The sequence below is a fragment of the Nonomuraea sp. NPDC049624 genome (genome assembly GCF_040675255.1).
Lineage (GTDB): Bacteria > Actinomycetota > Actinomycetes > Streptosporangiales > Streptosporangiaceae > Nonomuraea.
This window is the reverse complement of sequence record NZ_JBFAOR010000003.1, coordinates 201,028-217,069: the sequence shown is the minus strand read 5'-3', so window position 1 is coordinate 217,069 and position 16,042 is coordinate 201,028. Positions and strand designations below refer to the sequence as shown.

General features: G+C 70.9%; 16 protein-coding genes. 9 read left to right on the top strand and 7 right to left on the bottom strand.

The window, feature by feature from the left end; translation table 11 throughout:
* Positions 1-52: 52 nt before the first annotated feature.
* Entirely contained in the window at positions 53-796 is a 744-nt protein-coding gene (locus AB0J76_RS12570; protein ID WP_352324360.1) for an MBL fold metallo-hydrolase, read from the bottom strand.
* Positions 797-845: 49 nt separating this feature from the next.
* On the opposite strand from AB0J76_RS12570, the gene AB0J76_RS12565 reads away from it, so the two are divergent.
* The 6 genes from AB0J76_RS12565 to AB0J76_RS12540 all read left to right on the top strand — a co-directional run bounded on the left by AB0J76_RS12565 (position 846) and on the right by AB0J76_RS12540 (position 5,790).
* Positions 846-1,361, top strand: coding sequence for a helix-turn-helix domain-containing protein (locus AB0J76_RS12565; protein ID WP_352324361.1), 516 nt, complete (start codon positions 846-848; stop codon positions 1,359-1,361).
* A 232-nt stretch (positions 1,362-1,593) separates the two neighbouring features.
* Positions 1,594-2,808 (top strand): aminopeptidase, encoded by a 1,215-nt coding sequence (locus AB0J76_RS12560; RefSeq protein ID WP_352324363.1) that lies wholly within the window; start codon positions 1,594-1,596, stop codon positions 2,806-2,808.
* A 290-nt stretch (positions 2,809-3,098) separates the two neighbouring features.
* Positions 3,099-3,272 (top strand): hypothetical protein, encoded by a 174-nt coding sequence (locus AB0J76_RS12555; protein ID WP_352324364.1) that lies wholly within the window; start codon positions 3,099-3,101, stop codon positions 3,270-3,272.
* A gap of 87 nt (positions 3,273-3,359) precedes the next feature.
* Positions 3,360-3,998, top strand: coding sequence for a hemerythrin domain-containing protein (locus tag AB0J76_RS12550; RefSeq protein WP_352324365.1), 639 nt, complete (start codon positions 3,360-3,362; stop codon positions 3,996-3,998).
* A 37-nt stretch (positions 3,999-4,035) separates the two neighbouring features.
* A complete protein-coding gene (locus AB0J76_RS12545) occupies positions 4,036-4,440 on the top strand; it encodes a DUF4267 domain-containing protein (RefSeq protein WP_352324366.1) in 405 nt (134 codons plus the stop codon).
* Positions 4,441-4,479: 39 nt separating this feature from the next.
* On the top strand, positions 4,480-5,790 hold the full coding sequence (locus tag AB0J76_RS12540; protein WP_352324367.1) for an FAD-binding oxidoreductase: 1,311 nt from the start codon (positions 4,480-4,482) through the stop codon (positions 5,788-5,790).
* Between the two features lie 130 nt (positions 5,791-5,920).
* On the opposite strand, the gene AB0J76_RS12535 is transcribed toward AB0J76_RS12540, so the two are convergent.
* From AB0J76_RS12535 to AB0J76_RS12515, 5 genes are all read right to left on the bottom strand, one after another.
* Positions 5,921-7,252: a glycoside hydrolase family 43 protein gene (locus tag AB0J76_RS12535; protein ID WP_352328007.1), complete on the bottom strand. Its 1,332-nt coding sequence runs from the start codon at positions 7,250-7,252 to the stop codon at positions 5,921-5,923.
* Positions 7,253-7,330: 78 nt separating this feature from the next.
* Positions 7,331-8,908 (bottom strand): lectin, encoded by a 1,578-nt coding sequence (locus tag AB0J76_RS12530; RefSeq protein ID WP_352328008.1) that lies wholly within the window; start codon positions 8,906-8,908, stop codon positions 7,331-7,333.
* A 25-nt stretch (positions 8,909-8,933) separates the two neighbouring features.
* A complete protein-coding gene (locus tag AB0J76_RS12525) occupies positions 8,934-10,310 on the bottom strand; it encodes a PHB depolymerase family esterase (protein ID WP_352328009.1) in 1,377 nt (458 codons plus the stop codon).
* On the bottom strand, positions 10,307-11,638 hold the full coding sequence (locus tag AB0J76_RS12520) for a PHB depolymerase family esterase (protein ID WP_352328010.1): 1,332 nt from the start codon (positions 11,636-11,638) through the stop codon (positions 10,307-10,309). The genes AB0J76_RS12525 and AB0J76_RS12520 overlap by 4 nt, the downstream gene beginning before the upstream one ends.
* 268 nt (positions 11,639-11,906) lie before the next feature.
* Complete coding sequence (locus AB0J76_RS12515; protein ID WP_352328011.1) at positions 11,907-12,983, bottom strand: hypothetical protein; 1,077 nt, start codon at positions 12,981-12,983, stop codon at positions 11,907-11,909.
* A 163-nt stretch (positions 12,984-13,146) separates the two neighbouring features.
* Between AB0J76_RS12515 and AB0J76_RS12510 the strand changes: the two genes are divergently transcribed.
* The 3 genes from AB0J76_RS12510 to AB0J76_RS12500 all read left to right on the top strand — a co-directional run bounded on the left by AB0J76_RS12510 (position 13,147) and on the right by AB0J76_RS12500 (position 15,613).
* Positions 13,147-13,812 (top strand): response regulator transcription factor, encoded by a 666-nt coding sequence (locus AB0J76_RS12510; RefSeq protein ID WP_352328012.1) that lies wholly within the window; start codon positions 13,147-13,149, stop codon positions 13,810-13,812.
* Positions 13,809-14,903 (top strand): HAMP domain-containing sensor histidine kinase, encoded by a 1,095-nt coding sequence (locus AB0J76_RS12505; RefSeq protein ID WP_364389440.1) that lies wholly within the window; start codon positions 13,809-13,811, stop codon positions 14,901-14,903. The genes AB0J76_RS12510 and AB0J76_RS12505 overlap by 4 nt, the downstream gene beginning before the upstream one ends.
* 80 nt (positions 14,904-14,983) lie before the next feature.
* The gene (locus tag AB0J76_RS12500; RefSeq protein WP_352328014.1) at positions 14,984-15,613 is read left to right on the top strand and encodes a hypothetical protein; all 630 of its coding nucleotides are present in this window, start codon (positions 14,984-14,986) and stop codon (positions 15,611-15,613) included.
* 138 nt (positions 15,614-15,751) lie between these two features.
* On the opposite strand, the gene AB0J76_RS12495 is transcribed toward AB0J76_RS12500, so the two are convergent.
* The coding region (locus AB0J76_RS12495; protein WP_364389438.1) for an RICIN domain-containing protein at positions 15,752-16,042 on the bottom strand (291 nt) is incomplete at its 5' end.

Sequence of the window (16,042 nt, the reverse complement as noted above, 5' to 3'; positions counted from 1 at the left end):
TACTGTGATTGCGCCTGTGCGGTGAACGTTCTTCGCCCCCTGAGACCTCGGCTCACGACAGGTCGAAGACGAGACCGGACGTGGCGATGCCGATCTCACCGTCGTATTCGGCCCCGGCGGCGGCCCGCGCGGCCGAGGTGTCCGTGCCCGGCTGCAGGTGCGTCAGGAGCAGGTGCCGGACGTGGGCCTCCAGCGCCTGCCGACCTGCCTGACGGGCGCCGGTCAGGTGACGTCGCAAATCCTCCGGGACCTGGTCCACATAGGTGGCCTCGGCCAGCAGCAGGTCAGCGTCACGCGCCAGTTCCACCCTGTCGGGGCTCGGGCCGCTGTCGCCGGTATAGGCGAGCACCCGTCCGCCCGCTGTCAGCCGTACGCCGGCATTGGGGACCGAGTGCGGCAGCAGGCGAGTCTGTGCGCGAAACGGGCCGAGGTCGAATGCGCTGCCGACGGCGAACTCGTGCAGGACGTAGGCGTCGGCCAGCACTCCCGGGCGGTCCAGCGCGAGCACCGCGTCCAGGGCGCCGGGCAGCGAGTACACCGGCAACGGCGCCGACGGGTCATCACGCATGGTGCGCGCCCGCAACAGCGGGTTCAGGTCGGCGCAGTGGTCGGGATGTCCGTGGCTGATGAACACCGCATCGATCTGATCGGCGCCGACCCGTTCCAGCAGCCGCGGCACCGTCCCGGAGCCAAGGTCGACGAGCAGCCTGAACCCGTCGTGCTCCACGAGGTAACCACTGCAGGCCTGACCCGCCGCCGGCCAGGCACCGCATCCGCCAAGGATCGTCAGCAGCATCCGTGAGCCACCCCTTCCCAAGAGTCGTTGGGAAAATTATTATCCCAAGGTGTCTTTGGAAAACCGGGACGATCTTGTTCCCCTGCGCGCCCTCGCCAACCCGCTGCGTATCCGCATCGTGTCGCTGCTCACCGGCGCGTCGATGTCGGCCACCGAGGTCGCCGACGAGCTCGGCATCGCGCACGCCTCGGCCAGCTACCACCTGCGCCAGTTGGCCAAGGCGGGCTTCCTCCAGCAGACGGAGGAGCGTCCGCGGGCAGGCAAGGGCCGCCCGCAGCTGCTCTACCGGTACGACCCGTCCAGTGGTGAGCGCCTCGACCGGTCCGAGGGACAGCAGCTTCTTCACCAGGCGATGAGCACCGACCTGGCCAGGCGCCTGGCTGAGACCGCTCGCCGGCGCACGTCCATGGACGCCGAGGTGTGGCTGGCCAGGCCTGTCTGGGAGGAGATCGTCGGCCTGATCGACCAGGCCGTGGCGCTCCTGCACGACAAGGCCGGACCGCCGCACGACGGCGTCAAGGTCAGCATGACCGCGCTCCTGCTCGAACTACGTGACGAACAGTGATCGGCCGCCTGCTCTCCTGCGCGGCCGGCGCGTTCCTGCCGATCGGACCGCTCGTCCCGGCGGTTCCGCGACACCTCACCGGCCCGCTGGGCCGGCAGGCGGGCATGGTGGGCGTCTCGCCGGCCGTCACCTGCGGTCTCCATCTCCTGGTCCACGACGGCGTCCTCGTCGCCGTCCGCCGGAGCGCTGCTGTTCCCGCCCATGCACCACAACGAACGCGAAGGAGCCCCCCTTGACCATTCCCCCCGCTGACCTGTCCGACTATGCCGACGTCGTGTTCGACGTGGCCGTGCCCCTGCTGGCGGACGACCGGGTGCTGATCAACGCCGAGATCGAGCACGCCCCGCTCGCCCGCGCCCTGGCCGAGGCCGCCTACGCCCGAGGCGCCCGCTACGCCGACATCTGGTACTTCGACCCGCACGCCAAACGCTCCCGACTCCGGCACGCCGACACCGCGAGCCTGGCCGAGGTGCCCTCGTGGCTCGACGCCCGCAACGACGAGCTGGGGCGGAACGGCGGCATCATCGTCAACGTCCGCGGCACCGCCGCCCCCGACCTCCTGGCCGGACTCCATCCGATCCGCGTCGGGCTGGACCGCATGCCGGCGCTGACCTCACGGCAGCGGCTCCAGCTCAACAACCTGGTCCGCTGGACGATCGTCCCCTACGCGACCCCCGAGTGGGCCCGTGCCGTCTTCGGCGAACCCGACCAGGCCAGGCTGTGGCGGCACCTGCGCCGCATCCTCCGTCTCGACGAGCCCGATCCGCGCGAGGCGTGGCGGCAGCGCATCGCCGAACTGCTCGATCGCGCTCGACGGCTCACCGACATGCGCCTGGACGCCGTGCGGTTCGAGGGCCCCGGCACCGACCTGACCATCGGCCTGCTCCCGGACGCCCACTGGACCGCCGCCCGCCTGGAGGACGTCAACGGCCGCCCGTTCCAGGCCAACCTGCCGACCGAGGAGGTGTTCACCACCCCTGACTACCGCCGCGTCACCGGTACGGTCCGCGCCACCCGGCCGCTGTCCCTCGACGGCACCCTCATCCGCGACCTGGAGCTGACCTTCGCCGACGGCGTCGTGACCGATGTCAGGGCGAGCGCCGGAGCCGAGGTCGTCCGCGCGCACCAGGCCACCGACGCGGGCGCCGCCCGGCTGGGCGAGCTCGCTCTGGTCGACCGTTCCTCGCGGGTGGGCGAAAGCGGCATCACCTACCTGGAGACCCTTCTGGACGAGAACGCCACCTGCCACCTGGCCTGGGGCGCAGGGCTGCCTCCGGGCGTGCCCGCCCACCTGCGTACGGACGACCCCGCACGGCTGGACGCGGCGGGCGTGAACACCTCGCGCGTGCACGTCGACTTCATGGTCGGCGGCCCGGACGTCACGGTCACCGGGCTGGGGCCCGGCGGGAAGGTGGTGCTCCTGCGCGACGACACCTGGGAGTTCTGACGCGGCCAGTTCGCCGAGGTCGCCCCAACCATCCTCCGCTCTATCAGCATTGACTTATACAAGCCGCGGGACGGCAGCGACAATCCGGCAGGGCGGGCCAGGAACCGCCGCGTGGAGATCTCCTACTCCATCAAGCAACAGGGCCGGACGCGGCGACGCGGCCACCACAAGCCCCTCCCCCGGCCGAGTACGCGGCTCCACGGGAGCGGCGGCCCCCCTTCCGCGCCGATCCGGGAACGCGGGTGGCCGATTCCACCTGGTCATGGCGCCGCCAAGCGGACAAACCCAACGTGGACGTGCTGCCGCTCCATCGTGACGGCGCCTACGTGGTGGCCTCCTTCGACATCACCAGGACCAACGACGGCACGTTCATCCCGCGGCAGTCCCATCGAACGCTGACCGGCCGGGGGGCCGGGACGGCGGGGCTCGTGTCCAGCGGTGAAGACCATGATCCGCGCATCTGACGTGGACGTTCCAAATCCCTTCCAAATGCCTTCCAAAGACCCAGGAGCAGGCTGAACACATCGCAACCGATGAAGGAGCGGGAACAGATGAGCGTCAACGCCCAGGACATGGAGATCGTCCACCGCGTGCTCCGCCGTGAGTCGCGGCTGCTGGTGGAGCTCGTCGCGGCCGTCGCCCCGGGTGACACCGCTCGCGCCAAGGTGATCTCCGGCCACTTCCGCCTCTACCGGCTGGGCCTGCGCAACCATCACGAGGCCGAGGACGAGCTGCTGTGGCCGCCGCTGCTCTCCCGGGTGGACCTGGAGGCCGACGTCGTCCTGCGCATGCAGGCCCAGCACGAACGCGTCGCGGCCACCCTGAGCAGGCTGGACGCCGCGTTCCCCGCCTGGGAGGCCACCGCGGGCGCCGACGAGCGCGACGCCCTGGCGGCCGCGCTCTGCGAGCACCGCGCGGTCCTGCTGGAACACCTCCGCGACGAGGAGGCCACCCTCCTCCCGCTAGCGGCCAAGCACATCACCCCACGGGAGTGGGCCTCCCTGGGCGACCACCTGGTGCACAACACGCCCAAACTCACCCTGCTCACGCTCTGCGGCGCCGTCCTGGAGGACGCGAACCCGGCCGAGCGCGCCATCGTCCTCCGCGGCCTTCCCGCTCCGGTCCGCGTCATCTGGCACGTCATCGGCCGCCCCCGCTACGCCCGCCACATCCGCCGTGTCCGCGGCTGAACTTCCTGACCGTCCGTACAGACAAAGGAGAACGACCATGTCGCTGAAGAAGCTCAACACCGTCCTGGCCGCCGTCGTCGTCCTGTTCACCCTCTACCTCGGGTTGTCCTTCGTCCTGCCCCTCGGGACCACCTTCCCGGGGCTGGCGAACTGGCCCTCTGACGGCAGCGGCTTCTCCATCGTGAAGGGCAGCCGCGAGATCGCGATGGGCCTGGCCATGGGCGTCCTGCTGGTGACAGGTCACCGCCGCCCGTTGGGCTGGGTCCTGCTGATGACGGCCGTCGCCCCGTTCGGCGACATGGTCAACGTCCTGGCCCACCACGGATCCACGGCCGTCGCGCTCGGCGTCCACGGCCTGACCGCGGCGCTGATCGCGGTCACGGGGTTGCTGACCCTCCGCGAGGCCGGCACCGCCCCCGCGACCGCCGCGCAGCCCGCCTGACGCCCACATTTTTCTGACAACTCGACCAGGGAGACGACAATGACGATCAACGATTTGGCCGGTGTCCTCAAGGGGCGTGTGCTCCTGCCCGGTGACGACGGCTTCCAACAGGCGGCCACCGCGTGGAACCTGACCGTGAGGCAGCCGGTGGCGGCCGTGGCGGAGGCCGCGGATGCCGATGACGTGACGGCGCTCGTGCGTTACGCCCGGCGGGCGGGCATGACGGTGACCGCGCAGCCGAGCGGGCATGGCGCCTCGGGCGATGTGGACGGCCTGATCCTGTTGCGTACCGGCCGGTTGAACGAGGTGGAGGTACGCCCGCAGGAGCGCGTGGTCCGGGTGGGCGCGGGCGTGAAGTGGGGGCAGGTGCTGGCGGCGGCCGGTCCGCTGGGTCTGACCGGCCTGTCCGGCAGCGCGCCGGGGGTCAGCGTGACCGGCTACACCCTGGGCGGTGGGGTCGGCTGGTTCAGCCGCGCGTACGGCTTGGCCTCCGACAGCGTGCGGGCCATCGAGATCGTGGACGCCGACGGCGAGCCGGGCCGGGTGACCGCCGAGTCCGACCCGGACCTGTTCTGGGCGCTGCGCGGCGGCGGCGGGGACTTCGCGGTGGTGACCGCCCTCGAACTCGACCTGTATCCCGCTCCGGACCTGTACGGCGGGCGCGTGATCTGGCCCGAGCACCGGACCAGGGAGGTGTACGACGCGTTCCTGGAGATCACCGCCGACGCGCCGCGTGAACTCAGTGTCTGGATCAACCGGCTCCAGCCCCCCGGCGCGCCGCCGATGGTGACGCTGGATCTGGCCTACCTGGGCGAGGCGGCGCAGGGGGCGGACCTGCTGGCGCGCATCGACAAGATCGAGGACGCGATCTCCGACAGCCGCGGCGTCGTCCCGGTTGCCGACCTGGGTGACATATCCGCCGAACCCACCGGCCCGGTCCCGTCCATCGCTCGGGCGGAGCTGCTCACCGGGCTGGACGCGGACGCGGTGGAGCTGCTGCTGGCCAAGCCGATCGAGCCGCTCGTCAACGTGCAGATCAGGCACCTGGGCGGCGCGCTCGCCGAGCCGGACGGCGGGGCCGGCGCCAGCGGCGCGGTGGCTGAACCGTACCTGCTCGGACTGGTGGGTCTCGGCCTGCCGCACGCGGCCGACGCGACGCGCGCCAAGCAGGCCGAGGTCGTGGCCGATCTGGAGGCGTACGTCAGCGGCCGCAAGCCGTACACCCTGCTGTCCCCCGGCGAGACGGCGGCGCAGTCCTTCTCCGGCGACGCGCTCGCGCGGCTGCGGAAGATCAAGCGGGCCCGTGACCCGCACAACGTGTTCCGCGCGAACTACCCGGTGCTCGGATAGATCGGCCCCAGCAGGTCATGGCCCCTCCGCCCGCCACGGCGGCGGGGCCGTACCGCACCCGCGTGCTGCGGGGTGGCGTCACCGCCCTCCGGCGAGGGCGGTGACGCCGGTGACGCGTGGGGATGCGACGTCAGCTGAACTGCCACCAGTTCATGTTGAACAGGTAGCCGCTTCCGCCGGTGAACCTCAGGTACAGGTCGCGGGTGCCGGTCGCGCCGCTGACCGGACAGGACACGGTGGTCCAGGTCTGCCAGCCGCCCGTGCCCGGCACGGTGCACGTCCCGGCCGACGGGCCGTTGACGCCGTCCAGGTGGAGTTCGAGCCTGCCGCCGGCGGACGCCGAGGCGACCCGCGCGGTGAAGGTCCTGGCGCCGGCGCCGAACGCGACGCCCTTGACCTTGATGTAGTCGCCGTTCTCGATCCAGCCGACGTTCATCCCGCCTTCACTGGAGGGCTCGGTCTCGACCCCCGACTCCCAGGCGATCGTCTCGGCCTCCTGGCGGACGTACGGATCGAGGGTGCCCACCTGGGGCGCCCCGGACGCGGTCATGTTGATCGTCGGGATCGTGCCGCCGGAGCCGTAGGTGAACTTCTCCACGGCCACCGAACGGGTGAAGCCGCCGCCGCCCGGCAGTGCGCCGTTGTGGTAGAAGAAGTACGAGCCGCCCTGGAAGTCGACGATCCCCGCGTGGTTGGTGAAGCTGCCGCCCTGCGTGGGCATGATCGTCCCTCGGTAGGTCCAGGGCCCGGTGGGGCCGGGGGCCGTGGAGTAGGCGATGAACTCCGAGCAGCACTTGGCCGCGAACACCAGGTAGTACAGACCGTTCCGCTTGTAGACCCAGGGCCCCTCTTCGAACAGCGTCGGGCGGTTGGCGTCACCCGTCCTGGCGCCGAATCCCGCCGTGGTGAGCGGGATCTGCGTCGCGCTTCCCGAGTAGGAGGTCATGTCGGCGTTCAGCTTCACGTACCAGAGGTGCGGGTTGCCCCAGTAGAGGTAGGCCTGCCCGTCGTCGTCGATGAAGACCGTCGGGTCGATCTCGCCGTTCTCGATCAGCGGCCGTCCGAGTGCGTCCCTGAACGGCCCGGTCGGACTGTCGGAGACGGCCACCCCGATGGCCATGCGGCCGGTCGCCCGGTTGGTCGTGGGCACGTACCAGTAGAACCTGCCGTTCCGGTAGATGGTCTGTCCCGCCCAGGCGTCGGACTTCGCCCAGCTGAAGGTGGTCAGGCTCAGCGGGGATCCGTGGTCGGTCCAGTTCACCATGTCGGCGGAGGACCAGACCCGCCAGTCCTTCATGGTGAACCAGGTCGAGCCGTCCTCGTCGTGGCCGGTGTAGAGGTACACCCGTCCGTTGTGCACCAGCGGCGCCGGGTCGGCGGTGTAGACGGTCTGGATGATCGGATTGTCCGCCCTGGCAGGGTGGGCGGGCAGCAGCGCCACGAGCCCGAGCAGCACCAGCACCCCTACGATTCCGCGTCCGGCTCCTGTGGTGGCCGGAAACCGTAATGCCATTCTCACGATCGCTCCCGGGACGACGGGTTAGCTACGGGTCCAGCGCTGGTTGGCGCCGCCGTTGCACGACCAGATGGTCAGCTTGGTGCCGTTGGCGGTGGCGTTGTTCGGCACGTCCAGGCACTTGTTCGCACCGACGGCGGTGAGGGTGCCGTCGGCGTTGAACCGCCACTGCTGGTTGCTCTGGCCGTTGCAGTCCCAGATGATGACGTTGGTGCCGTCGGTGGTTCCGCCGTCGTACACGTCCAGGCACTTGCCGCCGTAGACGCGCAGTTCGCCGCTCGCGGTGGGCGTCCACTGCTGGTTGGCCTGGCCGTGGCAGTCCCAGATCTGCGCCTGGGCGCCGTTGGCCTGCGAGGCGCCGGCGACGTCGAGGCACCGTCCCGAGCCCACTCCCTTGATCGCGACCGTGGCAGGCGGGACGATGCCGCCTCCCGTCACGACGTACATGGCCGCCCCGTGCCCGGGGACCGGCGCGCTGATCGTCCCCGGCGAGGAGGACGTCGTGTGCGCCCACAGGTCACGCACGGAGTAGGAGGACGCCGAGCCCAGCCCGAGGGCCGCGGCGGTGGTGGAGACGGTCGCGGTCGAGGTGCCCCGGTTGAGCAGGACGACCGCGACCGAGCCGTTCTTCATCGGCTTGCGCCAGACCTCCAGGTCGCCGTTGTCGCTGATCTTGTGGCCCTGCCGGCCGCCCCAGTCCTGGTTGACCGCGATGACCTCGGTGTTGGTGAGGATGGCGCGCGTGTCGGCGCTCATCGTACGGAGGTCGTTGCCGGCGATGAGCGGCGCGTTCAGCAGCGACCACAGGCTGAAGTGCGCGCGCCCCTCGGTGCCCGTCACCGAACCGACGCCGACCTCCAGCATGTCCGGGTCGTTCCAGCCCCCCGGGCCCGAGTACGACTCCAGCCCGACCTGCTGGTCCAGGATGCCCATGATGGAATTCCAGTTGGCCGCGATGTCGCCGGTGTCACGCCAGGAGTTGCCCACCGGCGCTCCCCAGGTCCACACGTTCTCCTGGCCCCAGTTGCACAGGCTGTACACGATCGGGCGGCCGGCGGCGGCCAGCGCGTCCCGCATGGCCGTGTACCGCTGTTGCCCGTTCATGCCGCGGTGGTCGCCGCAGTTGTCGTATTTCAGATAGTCGATCCCCCACGACGCCCACAGGGCCGCGTCCCGCCGCTCGTAGCCCAGGCTGGCCGGGTAGCCCGCGCACGTCGTGGTGCCGGCCGAGGAGTAGATGCCGAGCTTGAGCCCCTTGGAGTGCACGTAGTCGGCCAGAGCCTTGATGCCGTGGGGGAACTTCTGCGGATCCGGCACCAGGTCGCCGCTCGCGTTCCGGCTCTTGGTGGACCAGCAGTCGTCGATGTTGACGTAGGTGTAGCCCGCCGCCGCCATGCCACTGGAGACCATGGCGTCGGCCGTCTGGCGGACGAGGCCGTCGTTGACGTTGCAGCCGAAGCTGTTCCAGTCGTTCCAGCCCATCTGCGGGGTGCGGGCGAGGCCGTTCTCCAGCGCGACGGCCGGGGACGTGGCACCGCCGATCGCGACGAGGGAGCCGGCCGCCAGTAACGCGGCCGTCGTCAGGCCGAGAATGCTGCGCATTCGCTTCTCCACCTCCTGGGTGTCGTCATGAGCCGGTGCGGGTCCAGCGCTGGTTGGCGGCGCCGCTGCAGGACCAGATCTGGAGCTTGACGCCGTTGGCGGTGCTGTTGCTCGGCACGTCCAGGCACTTGTTCGCACCGACGGCGGTGATCGAGCCGTCGGCGTTGAAGCGCCACTGCTGGTTGCTCTGGCCGCTGCAGTCCCAGATGATCACGCCGGCGCCGTCGGCGGTGCTCCGGTTGGCCACGTCCAGGCACTTGCCGCCGTACACGCGCAGCTCACCGGAGGCGGTGGACGTCCACTGCTGGTTGGGCTGCCCGTGGCAGTCCCAGATCTGCGCCTGGGCGCCGTTGGCCTGCGAGGCGCCCGCGACGTCGAGACACCTGCCCGACCCCGCGTTCCTGACCTGGCCGCCGGGCGCCGGGCCGGGCGAGGTGCCGTCGAGTCCGAGGAAGGAGAGGGCGTAAGGGAACATGCCCGTCAACGGCAGGGAGTGGCCCTGCCCCGCGAAGCTGAGCCCCTCGACCCGCGGCTGGTTCCCGGTGCCGCCGTACCGGGTGCGGGTGACGCCCGAGCGCGGGCTGTCGGTGTACGCGGGGGTCTGGCTCACCCCGTTCAGGCCGGACCACTGCTTGATCTCCTCGCCGAAGTTGGCGTAGGCCAGGGTGGTGTCGACGGTGCCGTGCCAGAGCTGCATGCGCGGGTAGGCGCCGGTGTAGCCGGGGAACATGGCGCGGGCCTGGTCGCCCCACTGCTGGGCGGTCTTGACGATCCGGCCGCCGGAGCACTCGCTGTTCCACAAGGATCCGTCGGCGGTGGCGAAGCATCCGGCCGGGACGCCGGAGAACGCCGCGGCGGCCGAGAACACGTCGGGGTACTGCGCGGCGAGTACGTTCGTCATCATCGCGCCCGAGGAGAAGCCGCTGACCACGATCTTGGCGGGGTCCACGTTGTACCGCTGCCGGGCGTAGCCGACCATCGACATGATCCCGGTGGAGTCCCCGCCGCCGTCACGTCTCAGCGCGGCCGGAGTGGACACGTCGAAGCACTGGCCGCTGCGGGTGGCCTCCGGGACCACGATGAGGTATCCGTACTGGTCGGCGGCGGTGACGTAGTCGTGCCCGACGCCGTTGAACACCCCGGAGGCCGAGCCGGTGCAGTAGTGCACCATGACCAGCAGCGCCGGCCTCGCCGCCACCCGGTCCGGGACATAGATGTACATGTTCAGGTTGGTCGGGTTGTTGCCGAAGCCGGTGACCCGGGTCAGCGACGCGGCGGCGGCGGGCCTGATGCCCAGCAGCACGGCGGCGGCCATCACGAGGACGGCGGCGGCCGCGAGTGCGGCACGCGATGCCCAGGTCGTCGCGGGGCCGCGGCCGACGCGGCGGGCCAGGGGCGTCACGTCCGGGTCCACTTCTGGTTGGCGCCGCCCGAGCAGCTGTACAGCTGGAGCGCGGTCCCGTTGCCGTTGCCTGCGCCGACGGCGTCGAGGCACAGCCCGGACTGGACGCCGGTGATGGTGCCGTCGGAGTTGAGGCGCCACTTCTGGTTGTCGCCGCCCCAGCAGGAGTAGATCTGGATCCTGGCGCCGTTGCCGGCGCCTCCGGCGTCCAGGCACTTGTTGCCGTACACCCTCAGCTCTCCGGCCGGGGTCTGCGTCCACTGCTGGTTGGTGCGGCCGTTGCAGTCCCACAGCTGCACGGCGGTGCCGTCGGCGGTGCCGGCGTTGGGCACGTCCACGCAGCGGCCGGAGGCCACTCCCCTGATCTGACCTGCCGGTGGCGGGGTCGGCGTCGTGGTGGACGAGCCGCCGTCCAGGCCGAAGAAGCGGATGGCGTACGCCGCCATCCCCGGGTGGGGCAGGTCGTGTCCGGCGCCGGTGACGGTGTACGCCTCGACCTGCCCGGAACCGAAGACACGCCGCGTCCAGCCGGACTGCGGGCTGTCGGTGGAGGCGGGGGTCTGGCTCAGGCCGTGCACGTCGGTCCACTGGTCGACCTCCTCCTGCAACATCGTGTACGGCAGGACGGAGTCGGCGGTGCCGTGCCAGGCCATGACGCGCGGCCGGGGCCCGGTGTAGCCGGGGTAGGCGTTCCTGGCCAGGTCACCCCACTGCTGCGGGGTCTTGTCGCCGCATCCGGCGGGGCCGAGGCAGCCGTAGGGGACGCCCGAGAACGGCGCTCCGCCCTTGAAGACGTCGGGGTACGTGGCGAGCAGGTTGTTGGTCTCCATCGCTCCCGAGGAGAAGCCGGTCGCGAACACCCGCTGCGGGTCGCCGTTGTAGCGTTGCAGCACGTAGTTCGTCATGGAGACGATCGACACCGGGTCGCTGCCGCCGCCGTGCCGCAGGGCCTCGTTCGACCAGACGTCGAAGCAGTTCGACAGGCCGTTGGCGCTCTTGTTCGCCTGCGGGTAGATGACGATGAAGCCGTACCGGTCGGCCAGCGAGGCGAACTCGGTGCCCTGGTGGAAGCCGGGGGCCCAGCCGTTGCAGCCGTGCATCGCCACCAGGACGCCCGGCCTGGCCGCCACCCTGTCGGGGACGTAGAGGTACATCCGCAGCCCGCCCGGGTTGGTGCCGAAGTTCGTCACCTCGGTCAGGACCGCGGCCGACGCCTGCGGCGCGCCCACCAGAAACATGGCCAGAGTGGTGGCCGCCGCCGTGATCACAGCCGCCAGGGCGGCTCCGATGCCCGCGCGCCTTCTCCTGCGCGATTCGCCTGGTCTCATGCATCCACCTCTCGTATGTTAGCGCTAACAAAGTGCCAACCGGTCGAGCTCTTCCGGGCCGATGGAAGGGACGGTGGGAGCAAATACGAGCCGGAAAGGCGCTGTCAAGAGCGCCATGGCGCGCGGCGGCCGGACGAGGCGGCCGCCGGGCGCGCTCACCTTGAGCTATCGAGGCGGGCCGGCCAGAGCGTCGCCATGAAACTTTCATCAGCCTCCGCGTCCAGCACACGCACTTCACCAGGCTTACGGCGCGCCCCGCCCGGCGCTGTCAGGAGCAGCTGACGGGAGGTGAGGAGGGCAGGGAGATCGGCTGCTGCCGCCGGTACGCCTCCAGGTCGACGAGGTTCCCGTTGATCGCGTTGCGTCTCTGGAGCTCCGCCCAGTACACCGGATCGAGGAAGATCGCGGGGTTCCACAGCGGCTGCGTCAGGTCCTTCAGCTGCCCCAGGTACAGGACGGCGTCGGCCAGCTTCCCCAGCGGGAAGCCGCACAGCCGGGGCGCGTCCATGAAGTGTCCCGCGTCGGCCGACTCCAGCCAGGTGCCGGAGCACGCGATCACGGTACGCCGTGGACAGGCCGCCAGGCGGGGATGGCTGCCGGCCACGATCACGTACACGCGCCGGCCGGTCTGCTCCTCGATCAGCGGGATCGCGTGGTCGGCGTTCTGGCCCCGCTCCGGCGAGTGCGTCACGTGCCCGCTGCCGTAGCAGATCAGCGCCCGGCGGTTCCTGGCGAGCACCTCCCGCCGCACCAGGGACGCCATGTGGGTGTCACGCTGGGCGAGGAAGCCGTCCACCTGGTCCTGGGTGGTGATGCGTGACCAGTCGATGGGCGGGTCCCCGAGGAGCACCCGGATCCTCCGCGCGGCGGGCAGCGTCCAGTTGACGGCGCGGACCGTACGGAAGAACTGCTCACGGATCGGCTGGTCGCCGGTGCCCCCGGGCGATTGCGTGGTGTTCCGCCAGACCTGCCGCAACACGTGGTCCTCGACGGCCCCGCCGGCGACGAACCGGTCGACGACCGGCTGGTAGAGCGCGTTGCCGAATTCCACGACGATGTCGTCGACCACGTCCGGCAACCGCGGGTCCGTGAGCAGCAGCTGCTGCGCGTCGCCGTGTTCCTGCTGGCCGTGCGACTCGCCGACGGCGACGAGCCGGTGGTGTTCGAAGGCCGACAGGACGGCCTGGGTGAGGCCCCGTGCGGACACCTCGCCCGTGCCCGTCGAGCCGCCCGTCGAGCTGCCCGTCGAGCCGGCCGTCGAGCTGGAGGCCAGCAGTCCGCCGGCAGCCGTGCCGGCTCCGGTGACGGCGAGGAACCTGCGCCGGGTCAACCGCGGATCTGTCACGTCTCGTCCTTTCCGAGGGGGATCACGGACGGTTGTACGGCACGGCCGGTGTCGGCCGGGTGTCAGCCGCTGACACCCGCCCGACACCCGATCCCTGGCATCGTGGCCATTGACGGGAAACGGTGGACGGGACGGCGCCACCACCGGGGTGAGGAGGACGGTCGTGCGAGTGCTGGTCGTCGAGGACTTCGAGGTTCTGGCGCGGGCGATCGGGACCGGGTTGCGGCGCGAGGGCATGGCGGTGGACGTCGTCCTCGACGGCGACGACGCTCTGGCCCGCCTGGCCGCCACCCGGTACGACGTGGTGGTGCTGGACCGCGATCTGCCGGGCACGCCCGGCGACGAGGTGTGCCGTGACATCGCCGCCGGTGACACGGGTTCGCGGGTGCTGATGCTCACCGCCGCCGGCACCGTGCGGGACAGGGTCGAGGGTCTGGGGCTGGGCGCGGACGACTACCTGCCCAAACCGTTCGACTTCGCCGAACTCGTGGCCCGCGTGCGCGCGCTGGCGCGCCGCTCGGCGCCCGCCGTGCCGCCGATCCTCCGGGCGGAGGGCCTGATGCTGGACCCGGGCAGGCGGGTGGCCTTTCGCGGCGCGCGGCGCCTGGAGCTGACCCCGAAGGAGTTCGCGCTGCTGGAGTGCCTGCTGGCCGCCGGTGACCGGGTCGTGTCCACGGAGGAGCTGCTGGAACGGGTCTGGGACGAGGCCGCTGACCCGTTCACCACGGCCGTCAAGACGACCGTGCACCGGTTACGGGCCAAACTCGGCGAACCACCGGTGATCGGCACCGTCCGCGAGGGCGGCTACCGCATCGGGGTCCCGCGATGAACCCGACGGTGACCGGCCGCGTTCGCAGCCACTTGCGACGGCCGTCCCTGCGCGCGCAGCTCACGACGCTGTACGCCGGACTGGTTCTGGCGGTCGTCGTCCCGATGATGCTGGTCGCCGGTTTCCTGTTCGGCAGGGACCAGGTCCGCCTCCGGGCCGGGGACGCCGCTCCCCCGCCTGACGCCTCCGCCCAGCAGGTCGACGCCGTGCTCACGGTCACCGGGATCGTCGTCGTGGCCCTGACCGTGGTGGCCGCGTGGTGGCTGGCCGGGCGCTTCCTCCGTCCGCTGCGCGCCATGACCGTGACCGCCCGGCAGATCTCGGCCACCAACCTCAACCGCCGGCTCGGCCTGCGCGGCCCGGACGACGAGCTGACCAGGCTCGGGCGTACGCTCGACGACCTGTTCGAGCGGCTGGACTCCGCGTTCGCGGCGCAGCGCCACTTCGTGGCCAACGCCTCCCACGAGCTGCGCACCCCGCTGGCCGGTCAGCGCGCCGTGCTCCAGGTCGCGCTCGCCGACCCCGAGGCGGGTGAGGCGAGCCTGAGGGCCGCGTGTGAGGAGGCACTCGCTCTCGGAGCGCGGCAGGAACGCCTGATCGGCGCCCTCCTCACGCTGGCCGAAGGAGAGAAGGGCATCGAGCACCGGGAGCCGGTCGACCTGGCCGAGGTCACCGAGCAGGTGGTGTCGTCGCGCCGCTCGGAGGCCGCCGGGCGAACGGTCACGGTTCGTACGTCGCTGGACCCCGCGCCCGTCAGCGGTGACCCCGACCTGATCGCCAGCATGATCGGCAACCTGGTCGACAACGCGCTCCACCACAACGTCCCCGACGGACACGTCACCATCGCCACCGGCCTCACCGGCGAGGGCGCCCGCCTGACGATCGGCAACACCGGCCCGCCCATCCGGCCGCAGGACCTGCGGCGGCTCTTCCAGCCGTTCCAGCGGCTCGGCGCCCCCCGCACCCACACGACCGGCGGTCACGGACTGGGCCTGGCGATCGTCCGGGCCGTCGCCCAGGCGCACGGCGCACGGCTGACGGCCCTTCCACGCGCCGAGGGCGGCTTGGACGTGACGCTACTGTTCGGCTGATCCCGGTTCGGGCGCCGGCGGACCGGTCGCGGCGGAAGTTCTCCCGATGGCGAATTCCTCGATCACGCTACGATGCCCCCATGGCACTGCTCTACCAGGCGACCCTTCGGCCTACGAAGCTTGAGCTGCTGAGCGGCTGGTTGCCCGGACGCCCCTGGTACAGCGGGTCGGCCGGCGAGATGCGGCACGTCGCCTCCTTCCGGTTCGACGACCCGGCCGGCGCGGTCGGCATGGAGACGATACTGGTACGGGTCGGTGACGGCCCGGTTCATCAGATGCCGCTCACCTACCGGGAGGCGCCGTTGCCCGGTGCCGACGCGTGGCTGCTGGGCACCGCCGAGCACTCGGTGCTGGGCATGCGCTGGATCTATGACGGGGTCGGTGATCCTGTCTACGCTGCGGCGCTGGCGGGCGCGATCATCAATGGCACGGGCCAGGCCGAGAAACTGGTGCAGGTCGATGGCCGTCTGGTGCGTCGCGAGCCTGATATGAGCGTCCTCGGTGGTGGAGCTGAGGCAGTGGTGCTGCCGGCGGTGCGCGAGATCGAGCGGGTCACCGAGGACGACCCGACGGTGATCGTGACAGACACGGTCGAGCTGGTCGTCGTCCGCCGACTCGATGTCGGCGTCGAGCTCGCGGACGTCGTGGTACGTGGTGCCTGGCCGGGTCAGGAGACGCCGGCGCCTCTGGCGTCCGCGAGGATTCGCTGACGTCCACGAGACCACGGCTCAGGTCGCGATGCGCGCTCAGCCGAGCGGACGGGCACGTCACCCTTGCAGGTGACGCGCGATGTCAGGTACGTCCGGCCGTCCGGCGCACGGACGGCCGGACGTGCTCAACCTTGTGAGCTACCAGTTGGCGTCGCTGATGGGCTCCAGCCGGAACTTCTCGTTGTCCCGGGTGCCGGTGTCGTACTGGTTCAGGCTGGCGCCCTGATTGAGGCTGGCGTTCTCGATCGCCAGCACCTTGCCCGAATGCTTGACGATGATGCGCACGTAGCCGTCACCGGCGTCGCGCAGCTGGAACTTCTCGTTGTCCTGGGTGCCGGTGTCGTACTGGTTCAGGCTGGCGCCCTGATTGAGGCTGGCGTTCTCGATCGCCAGCACCTTGCCCGAATGCTTGACGATGATGCGCACGTA